The organism is Cupriavidus sp. 8B, from assembly GCF_054589115.1.
The window spans coordinates 36365-52041 of the sequence record NZ_BAAILO010000381.1 but is presented as its reverse complement, the minus strand read 5'-3'; the positions used below and the strand labels follow the sequence as shown (position 1 = coordinate 52041).

The 15677-nt window shown below is 64.9% G+C and carries 11 protein-coding genes; 9 read left to right on the top strand and 2 right to left on the bottom strand.

Annotated features, from left to right (window positions below):
* Positions 1-67 precede the first annotated feature (67 nt).
* The gene (gene ntrC / locus ACYP5B_RS35775) at positions 68-1612 is read left to right on the top strand and encodes a nitrogen regulation protein NR(I) (protein ID WP_400100905.1); all 1545 of its coding nucleotides are present in this window, start codon (positions 68-70) and stop codon (positions 1610-1612) included.
* A gap of 86 nt (positions 1613-1698) precedes the next feature.
* Here ntrC and ACYP5B_RS35770 read toward each other — a convergent pair whose 3' ends face one another.
* Complete coding sequence (locus ACYP5B_RS35770) at positions 1699-2490, bottom strand: HAD-IIB family hydrolase (protein WP_459572803.1); 792 nt, start codon at positions 2488-2490, stop codon at positions 1699-1701.
* A 179-nt stretch (positions 2491-2669) separates the two neighbouring features.
* On the opposite strand from ACYP5B_RS35770, the gene ugpB reads away from it, so the two are divergent.
* From ugpB to ugpQ, 5 genes are all read left to right on the top strand, one after another.
* Positions 2670-3986, top strand: coding sequence for a sn-glycerol-3-phosphate ABC transporter substrate-binding protein UgpB (gene ugpB, locus ACYP5B_RS35765; RefSeq protein ID WP_267603585.1), 1317 nt, complete (start codon positions 2670-2672; stop codon positions 3984-3986).
* Positions 3987-4111: 125 nt separating this feature from the next.
* Positions 4112-4993, top strand: a complete 882-nt coding sequence (gene ugpA / locus ACYP5B_RS35760; protein ID WP_267603584.1) for a sn-glycerol-3-phosphate ABC transporter permease UgpA — start codon at positions 4112-4114, stop codon at positions 4991-4993.
* Between the two features lie 12 nt (positions 4994-5005).
* Complete coding sequence (gene ugpE / locus ACYP5B_RS35755) at positions 5006-5854, top strand: sn-glycerol-3-phosphate ABC transporter permease UgpE (protein WP_400100899.1); 849 nt, start codon at positions 5006-5008, stop codon at positions 5852-5854.
* Positions 5855-5914: 60 nt separating this feature from the next.
* Entirely contained in the window at positions 5915-7018 is a 1104-nt protein-coding gene (locus ACYP5B_RS35750) for a sn-glycerol-3-phosphate import ATP-binding protein UgpC (RefSeq protein WP_459572802.1), read from the top strand.
* A 1-nt stretch (position 7019) separates the two neighbouring features.
* The gene (gene ugpQ, locus ACYP5B_RS35745) at positions 7020-7766 is read left to right on the top strand and encodes a glycerophosphodiester phosphodiesterase (RefSeq protein WP_318231072.1); all 747 of its coding nucleotides are present in this window, start codon (positions 7020-7022) and stop codon (positions 7764-7766) included.
* 77 nt (positions 7767-7843) lie between these two features.
* Here ugpQ and ACYP5B_RS35740 read toward each other — a convergent pair whose 3' ends face one another.
* Positions 7844-9505: a SulP family inorganic anion transporter gene (locus ACYP5B_RS35740; protein ID WP_459572801.1), complete on the bottom strand. Its 1662-nt coding sequence runs from the start codon at positions 9503-9505 to the stop codon at positions 7844-7846.
* Positions 9506-9927: 422 nt separating this feature from the next.
* Between ACYP5B_RS35740 and ACYP5B_RS35735 the strand changes: the two genes are divergently transcribed.
* From ACYP5B_RS35735 to lpdA, 3 genes are all read left to right on the top strand, one after another.
* Positions 9928-12783 (top strand): 2-oxoglutarate dehydrogenase E1 component, encoded by a 2856-nt coding sequence (locus ACYP5B_RS35735; protein WP_318231070.1) that lies wholly within the window; start codon positions 9928-9930, stop codon positions 12781-12783.
* A gap of 97 nt (positions 12784-12880) precedes the next feature.
* The gene (gene odhB, locus ACYP5B_RS35730; protein ID WP_318231069.1) at positions 12881-14137 is read left to right on the top strand and encodes a 2-oxoglutarate dehydrogenase complex dihydrolipoyllysine-residue succinyltransferase; all 1257 of its coding nucleotides are present in this window, start codon (positions 12881-12883) and stop codon (positions 14135-14137) included.
* A gap of 142 nt (positions 14138-14279) precedes the next feature.
* A partial coding sequence (gene lpdA / locus ACYP5B_RS35725; protein WP_459572800.1) for a dihydrolipoyl dehydrogenase occupies positions 14280-15677 on the top strand: 1398 nt, incomplete at its 3' end.

Genomic DNA, 15677 nt, shown 5'->3' with positions numbered 1-15677 from the left:
GGCTTGCCGGCGGTGTGCGGCCAGGTTCACGGAAGACCAAATGACACCGAGCAGACAAGCGACGCACATGAAGCCGATCTGGATAGTCGACGACGATCAATCAATCCGCTGGGTTCTTGAGAAGGCACTCGCCCGCGAAAGCCTGCTCTCACGCAGCTTTACCAACGTGCGCGACGTACTGGCCGCGCTGGAAGACGACGAACCGCAAGTCCTGATCTCCGATATCCGCATGCCGGGTGGCTCGGGCCTGGACCTGCTGCAAGCGCTCAAGGCGCGCCACCCGGGGCTGCCTGTCATCGTGATGACGGCGTACTCCGACCTGGATAGCGCGGTAGCGGCCTTCCAGGGCGGCGCCTTCGAGTACCTGGCCAAGCCGTTCGACGTGGATAAGGCGGTCGAGCTGATCCGCCGTGCGCTGCAGGAAAGCCTGCGCGAGGAGGAGCTCGAAGACCGCCTGGTCGACGCGCCCGAAATCCTCGGCCAGGCGCCGGCCATGCAGGACGTGTTCCGCGCCATCGGCCGCCTGTCGCAATCGAACGTGACGGTGCTGATCACCGGCGAGTCCGGTACCGGCAAGGAGCTGGTGGCACAGGCGCTGCACAAGCACAGCCCGCGCGCCAACGGGCCCTTTATCGCCCTCAATACCGCGGCTATTCCGAAGGACTTGCTGGAGTCGGAGCTGTTCGGCCATGAGCGCGGCGCCTTTACCGGCGCGCAGACCATGCGCCGCGGCCGCTTCGAGCAGGCCGAGGGCGGCACGCTGTTCCTTGACGAAATCGGCGACATGCCGTTCGACCTGCAAACGCGCTTGCTGCGCGTGCTGTCGGATGGCAACTTCTACCGCGTGGGCGGCCACAATCCGCTGCGCGCCAATGTGCGCGTGATTGCCGCCACCCACCAGAACCTGGAAACGCGCGTCAAGGAAGGGCTGTTCCGCGAGGACTTGTTCCACCGCCTCAACGTGATCCGCCTGCGCCTGCCGCCGCTGCGCGAACGGCCGGAAGACATCACGCTGCTGGCGCGTCATTTCCTGCAGAAGAGTGCCAAGGAACTGGGCGTGGAACCCAAGCGCATGTCGGACGAGGCCCTGGCCTATGTCAGCACGTTGCCGTTCCCCGGCAACGTGCGCCAGTTGGAGAACCTGTGCAACTGGCTGACCGTGATGGCGCCCGCGCAGACCATCGAGGTCAAGGACATGCCGGTTGAGATGATCGGCACCGGCACGCCGCAGGGCGGCGGTGCCGGTGCGGCGCGCCAGGCGGAGTTCCGGGCAGAGGGCAGGGCGGACGATGCCGACGGCCATGACGCTGTCGATTACGGCGCCGCGCCTTCCACCCTGGGTGGGGAGCCGGACACCGCGCTGGCTTACGCCGGCCGCTCGGCCGCGGCCAGCGCGCTGGCCGGCTGGGAACACCTGCTGGCGGGGGAAGCCCGCGCCATGCTGGAGTCCGGCCAGCCGGAAGTCATGGACGCGCTTACGCGGCGTTTCGAGAAGGCGGTACTGGAGGCTGCGCTGGGCGTCACCCGCGGGCGCCGCGTCGAGGCAGCCACGCGCCTGGGCATCGGCCGCAATACCATCACCCGCAAGCTGCAGGAGCTGGGCTTCGATTGAATCGGGTCATTGCCGTAGTTGCAGCGCACAAAAAAACAGCCGGGCAAGCCCGGCTGTTTTTTTATTGACGGCGTGCCTGTGGCCGGTCAGCCGCGCGCGGCCAGCAGCAGCTCAGCCATTTCCGCAAAGCCCTCGCCGCAGGCCGCCTCGGTGATATAGGCCGGCTTGGCGGGCAACTGCGGCAGGATGTCGCGGATATTGGCCACGCCGACCGACAGCGGGAAATGGGCAAACATGCTGGCGTCGTTCGCCGAGTCGCCGATGAACAACCATTCCTCCCGCTCGGCATCCAGGTCCGCGCCCAGCAACTCCGCAGCGCACAAACGGCTCATGCTGAGCTTGTCGTGATCCCCGAACCAGCCGTTGACGTGGATGGACGAGACCGTGGCGGTCATGCCGGCTTCCCGCATCAGCCCGGCAATGCGCTCGACCGCGGCGGGCGGCAGGGGCACGACGTCCTCAGCGTGGTCGATGGCGAGGTCGGCGGCGTGCCAGGCCTGGTCCGAGGCCAGCGCGCAGCCCGGTACCTCTTGCAAGATGTGCTCGCCAAGGGCGTGGATGCGCGCCAGGTTGTCGGCCCGGGTGGCGGCATCGTCCAGGTAACGGGTCACCAGCTTGCCCGCGCGCAGGTGGGAGTAGAAGGCACCGTTCTCGCCGATGATGGCGTCCACCGGCCATAACCGCGTCAGGATCTCGGCCCAGGCGATGCAGCGGCCCGTGACCGGGATCACGTGCAGGCCGGCTGCCTTGAGGCGGTCGAGCGCCAGATAGGTGGCCGCCGGCAGCCTGCCGTCGGTGGTAATGGTGCCGTCGATATCGGTCAGCACGCCGCGAATCCGGCGCAGCGCCGGGGCGGGAAGGGTTTGTATGGCTTGCATAGCGCGAGATCTTACCCTGTCAAGCTGACGATAAATCGTTGTCATATTATTGTAATTTAGTGGAAAGGCCCGGTTTTCCAATCCAACAAGGCGGGGTAACATCCGCCTGTCACAAAAACTGCATACAGTCGGACGATTTTTATCCTCCCATGCCGCGACAAAGAACAGGAGAGTTTCTCATGACCGTTAAACGTACCGCCTTGACCCTCGCCGCCTTCGCCATGCTGGTCGGCGCAGGATCGGCCAATGCCGCCGTCGAGATCCAGTGGTGGCATTCGATGGAAGGTGCGCTCAACGATAAGGTGAACGCGATCGCCACGCAGTTCAACAGCAGCCAGTCCGACTACAAGATCGTACCGATCTACAAAGGCCAGTATGACGAGTCGCTGGCGGCGGGCATCGCGGCCTACCGTTCGGGCAACGCGCCGGCGATCCTGCAGGTATTCGAGGTGGGCACGGCCACCATGATGAGCGCCAAGGGCGCCATCAAGCCGGTGGCGGCGGTCATGAAGGACGCCGGCGAGAAGTTCGACGCCAAGATGTACATCCCGGCGGTGGCTGGATACTACACGTCGAACAAGGGCGAAATGCTGTCGTTCCCGTTCAACAGCTCGACCACGGTGATGTACTACAACAAGGATGCTTTCAAGAAAGCGGGGCTCGATCCGAACAAGCCACCCGTGACCTGGCAGGAGGTGGCGACCGACTCCGCCAAGCTCAAGGCTGCCGGTGTCTCCTGCGGCTACACCACTGACTGGCAGTCGTGGGTGCAGCTGGAAAGCTTCTCGGCCTGGCACAACGTCCTGTTCGCCACCGAGAACAATGGCTTTGGTGGCACGGGCGCGCGCCTGGTGTTCAATTCGCCGCTGCACGTCAAGCATATCGCCAACCTGCTCGACATGCAGCAGAAGGGCTACTTCGTCTACGGCGGCCGCAAGGACGAGCCGAAGGCGAAGTTCATCGCCGGCCAGTGCGCGATGCTGACCGGGTCTTCGGCGGCGTTGGCGAATATCCGCAAGAACGCCAAGTTCGATTTCACCGTGGCGCAGCTGCCCTACGAGCAAGGCGTGCCGGGCGCCCCGCAGAACACCATCATCGGCGGCGCTTCGCTGTGGGTGATGGGCGGCAAGAAGGCCGAGGAATACAAGGGCGTGGCGAAGTTCTTCACCTACCTGTCGCGCCCCGAGGTGCAGGCCGACTGGCACCAGTCGACCGGCTACCTGCCAGTGACCATGGCGGCCTACGAGCTGACCAAGAAGTCGGGCTTCTATGACAAGAACCCCGGTGCCGACGTGGCGGTCAAGCAGATGATCGTCAAGACCACCGACAAGTCGCGAGGCATCCGCCTGGGCAATTTCCCGCAGATCCGTACCGTGATCGACGAGGAGCTCGAAGCGGTGTGGACTGGCAAGAAGCAGCCTAAGGAGGCGCTGGATTCGGCGGTGGCGCGCGGCAATGAATTGCTCGAGCGCTTCCAGAAGACGGTCCGCGAGTGAGCCCCGCAAGTTCTTGCGTGTGAGGAAGGCGGAGGCTGTGCCTCCGTCTTTGGTTTGTGCGGGCGCCTGGCCCGCGCTGGCTATGATTGATGACGCGCCGCTCGTAGCGGTGGCTTGGATGCGTGATGGAAAAACGGGTCGTATTCCGATCTTCATGGTTGCCCTATCTGCTGGTGCTGCCGCAGATGGCGGTGACGCTGATCTTCTTTTTCTGGCCGGCCGGGCAGGCTCTGTACCAGTCTGTGTTGCGGCAGGATGCCTTCGGCATCGATCTCCAGTTCGTTGGCCTGGAGAACTTCCACGATCTGTTCAACGATGCGCAGTACCTGAATGCGTTCCGCGTGACGGCGGTGTTCGCCGTCGGGGTGACGCTGGTCGGGCTTTCGATCTCGCTGCTGCTGGCCTATTTCGCCGATCGCGTGGTGCGCGGCGCCAGTGGCTACAAGATGCTGCTGATCTGGCCGTACGCGGTGGCTCCTGCCGTGGCCGGCGTGCTATGGATGTTCCTGTTCAACCCGACGCTGGGCGTGGTGTCCTATGCGCTGCATGCGTTCGGGGTGGACTGGAACTTCCTGCTCAATAGCAACCAGGCGATGTTGCTCGTGGTGTTGATCGCTGCGTGGAAGCAGATCAGCTACAACTTCCTGTTCTTCCTGGCCGGCCTGCAGAGCATTCCGAAGTCGCTGATCGAGGCCGCCGCCATCGATGGCGCAGGGCCATGGCGGCGGTTCTGGTCGATCATCTTCCCGTTGCTGTCGCCGACCACTTTCTTCCTGATGGTGATCAACGTGGTGTACGCCTTCTTCGATACCTTTGCCATTATCGACGCGGTGACCCACGGCGGCCCCGTCAATGCCACCAATACGCTGGTCTACAAGGTCTACCAGGATGGCTTCCGCGGGCTCGACATCGGCGGCTCGGCTGCGCAGTCGGTTGTGCTGATGGGGATCGTGATCGTTCTCACAGTGGTGCAGTTCCGCTACGTGGAACGCAAGGTGCAGTACTGAAGGATAGGCAACATGGTAGAACGACGACCCTTTCTTGATTTTCTCTCGCACCTGATGCTGGTGCTGGGCGTGGCGGTGGTGGCTTTCCCCGTCTATGTGACGTTTGTCGCCTCGACGCTGACCGCCGACGAGGTGCTGCAGGCGCCGATGACGCTGCTGCCGGGCAGCCATTTCCTGGAGAACTATCGCACGGTGCTGGCGCAGGGGGTGGGCAATGCCGCCTCGCCGGTGTCCACGATGATGCTGAACAGCCTGATCATGGCGCTCGGCATTGCGCTGGGCAAGATCACGATCTCCATCCTCTCGGCCTTCGCGGTGGTGTACTTCAAGTTCCCGCTGCGCAAGACCTTCTTCTGGATGATCTTCATCACGCTGATGCTGCCGGTGGAAGTGCGGATCCTGCCAACCTACAAGGTGGTGTCGGACCTCGGCATGCTGGATAGCTACTTCGGCCTGACCATCCCGATCATTGCTTCGGCTACGGCAACTTTTCTGTTCCGCCAGTTTTTCCTGACCATCCCGGACGAGCTGGCCGAGGCCGCGCGCATCGACGGCGCCGGGCCGCTGCGCTTCTTCAGGGACGTGGTGCTGCCGCTGTCCAAGACCAGCATCGCGGCATTGTTCGTGATCCAGTTCATCTACGGCTGGAACCAGTACCTTTGGCCGCTCCTGATCACCACGCAGAAGTCGATGACGCCGGTTGTGGTGGGCGTGACGCAGATGATCTCCCGCTCCGGGGACGCAGCGACCGACTGGAACCTGGTGATGGCCACGGTGATGCTGGCCATGGTCCCGCCCGCGATCGTGGTCGTGCTGATGCAGAAGTGGTTCGTCAAGGGCCTGGTCGAAACCGAAAAATAAGCGGGCATGGCGGGGCGCGACGATGCGCCCGCCACGCTTGCCCAGCGAGAAAGAATAGCAATGGCAAAACTGTCGCTTCGCAACGTACAGAAGACCTACGCCGGCAACGTCAAGGTTGTGCACGGCATCGATATGGAAATCAACGACGGCGAGTTCGTCGTCATCGTGGGCCCGTCGGGCTGCGGCAAATCCACGCTGCTGCGCATGGTGGCCGGGCTCGAGGCCATCAGCGGCGGCGAGGTACATATTGGCGAGAAGATCGTCAACAACCTCGAACCCGCCGAGCGTGACATCGCCATGGTGTTCCAGAACTACGCGCTCTATCCGCATATGAGCGTGTACGACAATATGGCCTACGGGTTGAAGATTCGCGGCATGGCCAAGAGCGAGATCGAGCAGCGTGTGCGGCATGCCGCCGGCATACTCGAACTGGCGCCGCTGCTGGAGCGCAAGCCGCGCGCGTTGTCGGGCGGGCAGCGCCAGCGCGTGGCCATGGGCCGCGCGATCGTGCGCGAGCCTGCCGTGTTCCTGTTCGACGAGCCGCTGTCCAACCTGGACGCCAAGCTGCGCGTACAGATGCGCCTAGAGTTGAAGGAGCTGCATCGCCGCCTGCGCACCACCAGCATGTACGTGACCCACGACCAGGTCGAGGCCATGACGCTGGCGGACCGCATGATGGTGCTCAACGGCGGGCGCGTGGAGCAGATCGGCACGCCGCTGGAAGTCTATGCGCGTCCGGCCAGTACCTTCGTGGCCAGCTTTATCGGCTCGCCGCCGATGAACCTGGTCCCGGTCGCGCGGACCAATGGCGGGCAGGGCGAAGCGCAGATGCGCGTGGAGCAGAAGGAGGGCGCGCAAGGGCAAGCCGCCACCCTCGGCCACCTGCCGATGGGCCTGCATTTGCCCGAGCGGGCGCTGCTTGGCCTGCGTCCCGAGCATATCGAGCCGTGCGCGGCGCACGAAGCCATCGCCGAGATCGACGTGCGGCTGGTCGAGGCGCTCGGTGCCGATTCCTTCGCCTACGGCACGCTGGGCGGGCAGCCGGTCGTGGTGCGGCTGGACAGCAATATGCCAGTGCGCGGCGGCGACCGTCTGCCGATCACCACATCGGCCGAGCACCTGCATTTCTTCGACACCGATTCCGGCAAACGCATCGAGGCCTGACATGACCCAAGCCGCCTGGCCTTATCCGCGCCATATCGCCCATCGGGGCGCAGGCAAGCTGGCACCCGAGAACACGCTGGCAGCATTCCGCCATGGCGCGTCGTTCGGCTATCGCATGTTCGAATTCGATGTGAAGCTGTCGGGCGACGGGCGGCCGGTGCTGCTGCATGACGCCACGCTCGACCGCACCACCAGCGGCCAGGGCCGCGCCGACGCGCTGACCCTGGGCGAGATCGCCATGCTGGACGCGGGCAGCTGGCATAGCCCGGCCTATGCCGGCGAGCCGGTGCCCACGCTGGCGGCCATTGCCCGCTACACGCGCGCCAACGGCTTCATGGTGAATATCGAGATCAAGCCGGTGCCGGGTGCGGAATGGCGTACCGGCGCCGCGGTGGCGCTCGACGCGCAGGCATTGTGGGCCGGCTGCGACGTGCCGCCGCTGCTGTCGTCGTTCTCGGAGGAATCGCTGGAGGCGGCCCGCAAGGCTGCGCCGGGCCTGCCGCGGGCGCTGCTGCTGGACAAGCTGCCGGCCGACTGGCTGGAGCGGCTGCGCCGGCTGGACTGCGTGGCACTCGATGCCAATCATCGCGAGCTCAGCGCGGAGATCATCCAGGCCGCGCATGCCGCCGGCTTCAAGGTGGCCTGCTATACCGTCAACGATCCTGCACGGGCAGCGCAGTTGCTCGGCTGGGGGCTGGATGCGCTGATCACGGATGCGGTCGACCTGATCGCGCCGCGCCAGGATTAATCAGGCCATTACGCCCGGCAGGCCCGGCGTTGCGTGTTCAAGCGGGTTCAAGCGGGTGCAAGTGGGTTCAAGCGGTTTCATGCCGGTTGTGCCAGCGCGTCACGCACCGCGTCGTCCACGCTCCAGCCGCGCCACATTTCCTCTGGCAGGGCGGGGTTGCGCGCATGCGTCAGCAGGTCGCGCACCTCGTCCTTGACCCGGGCGAGCCGCAGCGGCATGCCGTGGGCCTTCGCGAACACCGCCAGTTCGCCCAAGGCTTCAAGGACGGTGCCGTCGAGGTCGGACGATTCTTCCAGGCTTAGCACCAGGCCGTACCGGGGGTGCTCGCGCGCCAGCGCCTGGCGCACGGTGCCCAGCACGCTGTCGATATTGCCGAAGAACAACGGCTCTTCCGGGCGCGCGATCAGTAGTCCCTCGGGCGCGGTGGCCTCGGGATGGCGCGCCGTGTCGACGAAGTCGTGACTATCGGCCCAGCGCCCCAGCCAGCTCACCTGCGGGCGGGACAGGCGCTGCAGCAGCATCGCCAGGCTGACCCCAATCGCCAGCAGCAGCCCATGCAGCACGCCAAGCAACAGCACGCCGGCAAAGGCGGTCACCGCCACCACGCGGTCGCGCCGCCAGTCGAAATAAGGCTTGAGGCTGCCCGGGTTGAGGCTGTGTCCAACCGCGCGGATCACGATAGCTGCGAGCACCGGCTCAGGCGTGTGCGAGATCCAGGGGAGCAGGGTGCACACTGCGGCGAATACCACGGCGCCGGCAATCAGCCCGGCGCGGCGGCTTTGCGCGCCGGCCGATTCGTTGGCCGACGTAGCGGAAAAGCCCGCGCCTACCGGCATGCCCTGGAACAGGCCCGAGGCGAGGTTGGCCAGTCCTAGTGCCGCCAGGTCCCGGTTGGGCGAGACGATATCGCCGTGGCGCATGGCGAAGGTGCGGATCGAGCCGTAGCTTTCGGCGTACAGGATCAGCGCCAGCGCGGCAGCCAGTCCGCCCATCCGCATCCAGTCGGCCGATGCCAGGCTCGGCACGCGCGGCGCCGAGAACTGCAAGGCGATATTGCCGACGGCCGCCACGCCATGTGCCTGGGTCCAGCCGCTGAGGTCAAGCGCGATGCCGGCGGCGATGACCAGCAGCGCGCCCGGCATGGCGCGCCAGCGCGCGAACAGATGCAGCAGCGTCAGCGCCACCAGTGCCACCGCCGCGCCTGCCAGGTTCCATTGGCGCCAGCCGGCGAGCAGTTCCCACGCCAGGCGCAGGAAGTCGCCATGCGCCGGATGCATGTCCAGGACCTTCGGGCATTGCTTGAGCACGATAGTCAGCGCGAGCCCCAGTGCAAAGCCGCGTAGCACGGGCTTGGCGATCAGGTTGGAGATCGCCCCCAGGCGCAACGCCGCGGCCAGCAGGAACAGCCCTCCCGCGAGGAGCATGACCGCCGCGCCGAGGGCGGCGCGCACGCCGGCATCGCCGTCGCTGACAGCCGTGGTGGCCGCCAGCAGCACCGCGGCGGACGACGAGGTGGCCGAAACGATCGCAAAGCGGCTGCTGCCAAGCAGGCCGTAGACCAGCAGGCCCGCGAACAGCGCGATCACGCCGGCTTGCGGCGGCAGCCCGGCAATGCCGGAATAGGCCACGGCCTCGGGCAGCAACAGCCCGGCGATGGCAAGCCCGGCCACCAAGTCGGCCCGCCATGTGACGGGAGCAGCTCCTGGTGCCGTGGCGTCGGCGGTGGGTGCGGGCATCATTGGCGGGGCCGGGCGCTGGCCCGCGGGGGGTATGGCAAGAGGTGCACCGATCGCTCCTTTGGTTTCCGGCTCCATGCTATCGGACCGGCTGGCTTCATCATCCCCGTCGGCAAGGGGCTTGGCCGCTTCGCAACACTGCGAATGGGCCCGCGCGGCTGACGGCAAAATTCCCTCGGCTCAAGCGGCAAACGTGCTATTCTTATGCGAGTGAAGACTTAGGTCCTTCCACGCACAACTGACCCTTTCAGGGCGACTGAACAGATCGGCACCCGTTGCGGTGCCGTTTGCATAATGATGCATTTAATGTGTTTCAGTTGTTGTCCAGAAAGAGTTGTTTGCAATCCGCTAACCGGTCAAGCCGTGTCGCGGAAGGTTGATGAACCCGCTTTATTCCGGCATTCCCGGATAATAGTGAGCGCCCCATGATGCAGCAGTATCAGAGCAATTCGTACCTCTTCGGCGGCAATGCCCCCTATGTAGAAGAGCTGTACGAGGCCTACCTCGAAAATCCCTCCTCGGTTCCCGATAACTGGCGCGCGTACTTCGACGCGATGCAGAACGTGCCGGCTGTCGATGGCTCGAACGCCCGCGATATCGCCCACGCTCCCATCGTCGCCTCGTTCGCAGAGCGTGCCAAGGCGGGCCCGATCAAGACCATTGTTGCCTCGGCCGACTCCGATATGGGGCGCAAGCGCGTCGCTGCCACGCAGCTGATCGCCGCTTACCGCAACATCGGTTCGCACTGGGCAGACCTGGATCCGCTCAAGCGCCAGGAGCGTCCGCCCCTGCCGGACCTCGACCCCGCGTTCTACGGCTTCTCCGAAAGCGATCTCGATATCGTCTTCAACGCCAGCAATACGTATTTCGGCAAGGAATCGATGAGCCTGCGCGAGCTGCTCAACAACCTGCGCGAAACCTACTGCAGCAGCATCGGCGCCGAGTTCATGTACATCAGCGACCAGGCGCAAAAGCGCTGGTGGCAAGAGCGCCTGGAAACCACGCGTTCCAAGCCGGTGTTCACTCTGGAGAAGAAGAAGCACGTCCTCGACCGCCTGACCGCGGCTGAAGGCCTGGAGCGCTTCCTCCACACCAAGTACGTTGGCCAGAAGCGCTTCTCGCTGGAAGGCGGCGAGAGCTTCATCGCCGCCATGGACGAGCTGATCCAGCACAGCGGCAGCAAGGGCGTGCAGGAAATCGTGATCGGCATGGCCCACCGCGGCCGCCTGAATGTGCTGGTCAATACGCTAGGCAAGATGCCGGCGGACCTGTTCGCCGAGTTCGAAGGCAAGCACGTCGATGACCTGCCGGCCGGCGACGTGAAGTACCACAAGGGCTTCTCTAGCGACGTCTCCACCGAAGGCGGCCCGGTCCACCTGTCGCTCGCCTTCAACCCGTCCCACCTGGAAATCGTCAACCCGGTCGTCGAAGGCTCGGTCAAGGCCCGCCAGGAACGCCGCGGCGAGCCCGCGGGCCATGCGGAAGTGCTGCCCGTGCAAGTGCACGGCGACGCGGCATTCGCAGGCCAGGGCGTGGTGATGGAAACGCTGAACCTGGCACAGACCCGCGGCTACGGCACGGGCGGCACGATGCACATCGTGATCAACAACCAGATCGGCTTCACCACCTCGGACCCGCGCGACTCGCGCTCCACGCTGTATTGCACCGACGTCGTCAAGATGATCGAGGCACCGGTGCTGCACGTGAACGGCGACGATCCCGAAGCCGTGGTGTTCGCCATGCAGCTGGCTGTGGACTTCCGCATGGAGTTCAAGAAGGATGTCGTGGTCGACATCATCTGCTTCCGCAAGCTGGGCCACAACGAGCAGGACACGCCGGCCGTTACCCAGCCGCTGATGTACAAGAAGATCGCCCAGCACCCGGGCACGCGCAAGCTGTACGTTGACAAGCTGGTCGCGCAGAACCTGGTGCCGGCCGACTTCGGCGACCAGCTGGTCAAGGAGTACCGTGCCGCGATGGACGCGGGCAAGCACACGGTCGACCCCGTCCTGTCGAACTTCAAGAACAAGTTCGCCGTGGACTGGATGCCGTTCCTGAACCGCAAGTGGACCGACGCCGCCGACACCGCCGTGCCGGTGACCGAGCTCAAGCGCCTGGCCGAACGCATCACCACCATCCCCGAACACCTCAAGCTGCACCCGCTGGTCGAGAAGGTGGTGAAGGATCGCGCCAACATGGGCCGCGGCGACCAGCCGCTGGACTGGGGCATGGGCGAGCATCTGGCCTTCGCCTCGCTGGTGGCTTCGGGCTACCCGGTGCGCATCACCGGCCAGGACGCCGGGCGTGGCACGTTTACCCACCGCCACTCGGTGCTGCACGACCAGAACCGCGAGCGCTGGGATGCAGGCAGCTACGTGCCCCTGCAGAACGTGTCCGAGAACCAGGCACCGTTCACGGTGATCGACTCGGTGCTGTCGGAAGAGGCCGTGCTCGGCTTCGAATACGGCTTCTCCACCGCTGAGCCGAACGCACTCGTGATCTGGGAAGCCCAGTTCGGCGACTTCGTCAACGGCGCCCAGGTGGTGATCGACCAGTTCATCTCCTCCGGCGAAGTGAAGTGGGGCCGCGCCTCGGGCCTGACCCTGATGCTGCCGCACGGCTATGAAGGCCAGGGTCCGGAACACAGCTCGGCGCGCATCGAGCGCTTCCTGCAGCTGTGCGCGGACCACAACATGCAAGTCTGCCAGCCGACCACCCCGGCCCAGATCTTCCACCTGCTGCGTCGCCAGATGATCCGTCTGTTCCGCAAGCCGCTGGTGATCATGACGCCGAAGTCGCTGCTGCGTAACAAGGACGCGGTCTCGCCGCTGTCCGACCTGGCCAAGGGTCACTTCGAGACGGTCATCCCCGATCACGAAGAACTGAACGCCAGCAAGGTCAAGCGCGTGATCATGTGCTCGGGCAAGGTCTACTACGACCTGGTCAACACCCGCAAGGAACGCGGCGCTACCGACACGGCCGTCATCCGCATGGAACAGCTGTATCCGTTCCCGCACAAGGCAGTGGCAGCCGAGCTGAAGAAGTACCCGAACGCCAACGAAATCGTGTGGTGCCAGGACGAGCCGCAGAACCAGGGTGCCTGGTTCTTCGTCCAGCACTTCATCATGGAGAACATGGCGGAAGGCCAGAAGCTCGGTTACGCGGGTCGTCCCGCCTCGGCATCGCCGGCGGTGGGCTACTACGCCAAGCACAACGAGCAACAAAAGGCGCTGCTGGATGCGGCGTTCTCCAAGCTCAAGGGCTTTGTCCTGACCAAATGATCGTGGCCAGCATGGCGGCGCGCGCGAAGAGCGCGCACCGCCATGCTTTTTGCCGCTGCCTGAAGCACATACGAATACATCGAGGAAATACCTAACCATGGCTATTGTTGACGTCAAGGTTCCGCAACTCTCTGAATCGGTTGCCGAAGCAACCATGCTGAACTGGAAGAAGAAGCCGGGCGAAGCTGTTGCCCAAGACGAAATCCTGATTGAAATCGAGACCGACAAAGTCGTGCTCGAAGTGCCGGCCCCGTCGGCTGGCGTGCTGTCGCAGATCATCCGCAACGACGGCGACACCGTGGTTGCCGACGAAGTGATCGCCAAGATCGACACCGAAGCCACTGCTGGCGCCGTCGCTCCTGCCGCCGCCGCACCGGCGCCTGCCGCTGCCGCCGCTCCGGCCGCCGCCGCCGCACCGGCAGCAGCCGGCGCCGTGGCCATGCCTTCGGCCGCCAAGCTGATGGCCGAAGGCGGCCTGTCCGCCGGCCAGGTTGCTGGCACGGGCAAGGATGGCCGCATCACCAAGGGCGACGTGCTGGCCGCGACCGCTGCTCCCGCTCCCGCACCGGCCGCCAAGGCAGCTCCGGCTCCGGCCGCCGCCAAGCCGGCGCTGCAGCAGGTTTCCGCCCCGGTGGATTTCGCCGCCCTGGGCGACCGCCCGGAAGAACGCGTGCCGATGAGCCGCCTGCGCGCCCGTATCGCCGAGCGCCTGCTGCAATCGCAAAGCACCAATGCCATCCTCACCACCTTCAATGAAGTGAACATGAAGCCGGTGATGGACCTGCGCAGCAAGTACAAGGACCGCTTCGAGAAGGAACACGGCGTGAAGCTGGGCTTCATGTCCTTCTTCGTCAAGGCCGCGGTCCACGCGCTGAAGAAGTTCCCGCTGATCAACGCATCGATCGACGGCAACGACATCGTCTACCACGGCTACTTCGACATCGGTATCGCGGTGGGCTCGCCGCGTGGCCTGGTGGTGCCTATCCTGCGCAACGCCGACCAGATGAGCCTGGCCGAGATCGAGAAGAAGATCGCTGAGTTCGGCGCCAAGGCCCGCGACGGCAAGCTGTCGCTGGAAGAGCTGACCGGCGGTACGTTCTCGATCTCCAACGGCGGCACCTTCGGCTCGATGCTGTCGACCCCGATCATCAACCCGCCGCAATCCGCGATCCTGGGCGTGCACGCCACCAAGGACCGCCCGGTGGTGGAAGACGGCCAGATCGTGATCCGTCCGATGAACTACCTCGCCATGTCCTACGACCACCGCATCATCGACGGCCGCGAAGCCGTCCTGGGCCTGGTTGCCATGAAGGACGCGCTGGAAGATCCGGCACGCCTGCTGCTGGACCTGTAATCATCTGCAAAGCCTGAGGTCTTGCCCGCGTTTTCCCGCCATGCCCGTCAACGGGCGCGGCGCGCTCGGGCATGACGGACCGAAGAGTTGAAAGCGGCCTGGCGGGCGACGTTGCCCCGCCGTGGCTGCAAAAGGAATCTCCATGAGTAAACAATTCGACGTGCTGGTGATCGGTGCCGGCCCCGGCGGCTACATCGCCGCCATCCGTGCCGGCCAGCTCGGCCTGAACGTGGCCTGCTGCGAAGGCAATGCCTACGACGATCCCAAGGACGAACCGCGCCTGGGCGGCACCTGCCTGAACGTGGGTTGCATCCCCTCCAAGGCAATGCTGGCCTCCTCGGAAGAGTTCGAGAACGTGCAGCATCACATCGCTGACCACGGCATCACCGTTGGCGACGTCAAGGTCGACGTGGCCAAGATGCTCAAGCGCAAGGACGATATCGTCGGCAAGATGACCAAGGGCATCGAGTTCCTGTTCCGCAAGAACAAGGTCACGCTGCTCAAGGGCTACGGCAAGTTCGTCGGCAAGACCGCCGAGGGCTTCCAGGTCGAAGTCGCCGGCAAGGCCGGCACCGAAGTCGTGACGGCCAAGCAGGTCATCATCGCCACCGGCTCCAAGGCGCGTCACCTGCCGGGCGTTCCCGTCGATAACGTGCTGGTCAGCGATAACGAAGGCGCGCTCAAGTTCGCCAGCGTGCCGAAGAAGCTGGGCGTGATCGGCGCCGGCGTGATCGGCCTCGAGCTGGGCTCCGTGTGGCGCCGCCTGGGCGCCGAAGTGACCGTGCTGGAAGCGCTGCCCGCGTTCCTGGGCGCCGCCGACGAAGGCGTGGCCAAGGAAGCGCAGAAGCTGCTGACCAAGCAAGGCCTGAAGTTCAGCCTGGGCGTGACGGTCAACGAAGTCAAGACCGGCAAGGACAACGTCACGGTCAGCTACACCGACAAGGACGGCGCTGCCCAGACCCTGGAAGTGGATCGCCTGATCGTGTCGGTTGGCCGCGTGCCCAACACCGACAACCTCGGCCTCGACGCCATCGGCATGGCTGCCGACCAGCGCGGCTTTATCGAGGTGGACGATCACTGCGCCACCAAGGTGCCGGGCCTGTGGGCCATCGGCGATGTGGTGCGTGGCCCGATGCTGGCCCACAAGGCCGAGGACGAAGGCGTGGCCGTTGCCGAGCGCATCGCCGGCCAGAAGCCGCACATCGACTACAACTGCATTCCGTGGGTGATCTACACCTTCCCGGAAATCGCATGGGTGGGCAAGACCGAGCAGCAGCTCAAGGCCGAAGGCCGCGAGTACAAGTCCGGCCAGTTCCCGTTCATGGCCAACGGCCGCGCGCTGGGCATGGGGCATTCGGACGGCTTCGTCAAGATGCTGGCCGATGCCAAGACCGATGAGATCCTGGGCGTGCACGTGGTTGCTGCGAATGCGTCCGACCTGATCGCCGAAGCCGTGGTGGCGATGGAGTTCAAGGCCGCCAGCGAAGACATCGGCCGCACCTGCCATCCGCATCCGTCGATGTCGGAAGTCATGCGCGAA

Bases quoted from the DNA above. Each gene is read 5' to 3' on its own strand.
- ntrC (WP_400100905.1), top strand. From the start codon at position 68: ATGAAGCCGATCTGGATAGTCGACGACGATCAATCAATCCGCTGGGTT.
- ACYP5B_RS35770 (WP_459572803.1), bottom strand. From the start codon at position 2,490: ATGCAAGCCATACAAACCCTTCCCGCCCCGGCGCTGCGCCGGATTCGC.
- ugpB (WP_267603585.1), top strand. From the start codon at position 2,670: ATGACCGTTAAACGTACCGCCTTGACCCTCGCCGCCTTCGCCATGCTG.
- ugpA (WP_267603584.1), top strand. From the start codon at position 4,112: ATGGAAAAACGGGTCGTATTCCGATCTTCATGGTTGCCCTATCTGCTG.
- ugpE (WP_400100899.1), top strand. From the start codon at position 5,006: ATGGTAGAACGACGACCCTTTCTTGATTTTCTCTCGCACCTGATGCTG.
- ACYP5B_RS35750 (WP_459572802.1), top strand. From the start codon at position 5,915: ATGGCAAAACTGTCGCTTCGCAACGTACAGAAGACCTACGCCGGCAAC.
- ugpQ (WP_318231072.1), top strand. From the start codon at position 7,020: ATGACCCAAGCCGCCTGGCCTTATCCGCGCCATATCGCCCATCGGGGC.
- ACYP5B_RS35740 (WP_459572801.1), bottom strand. From the start codon at position 9,505: ATGATGCCCGCACCCACCGCCGACGCCACGGCACCAGGAGCTGCTCCC.
- ACYP5B_RS35735 (WP_318231070.1), top strand. From the start codon at position 9,928: ATGATGCAGCAGTATCAGAGCAATTCGTACCTCTTCGGCGGCAATGCC.
- odhB (WP_318231069.1), top strand. From the start codon at position 12,881: ATGGCTATTGTTGACGTCAAGGTTCCGCAACTCTCTGAATCGGTTGCC.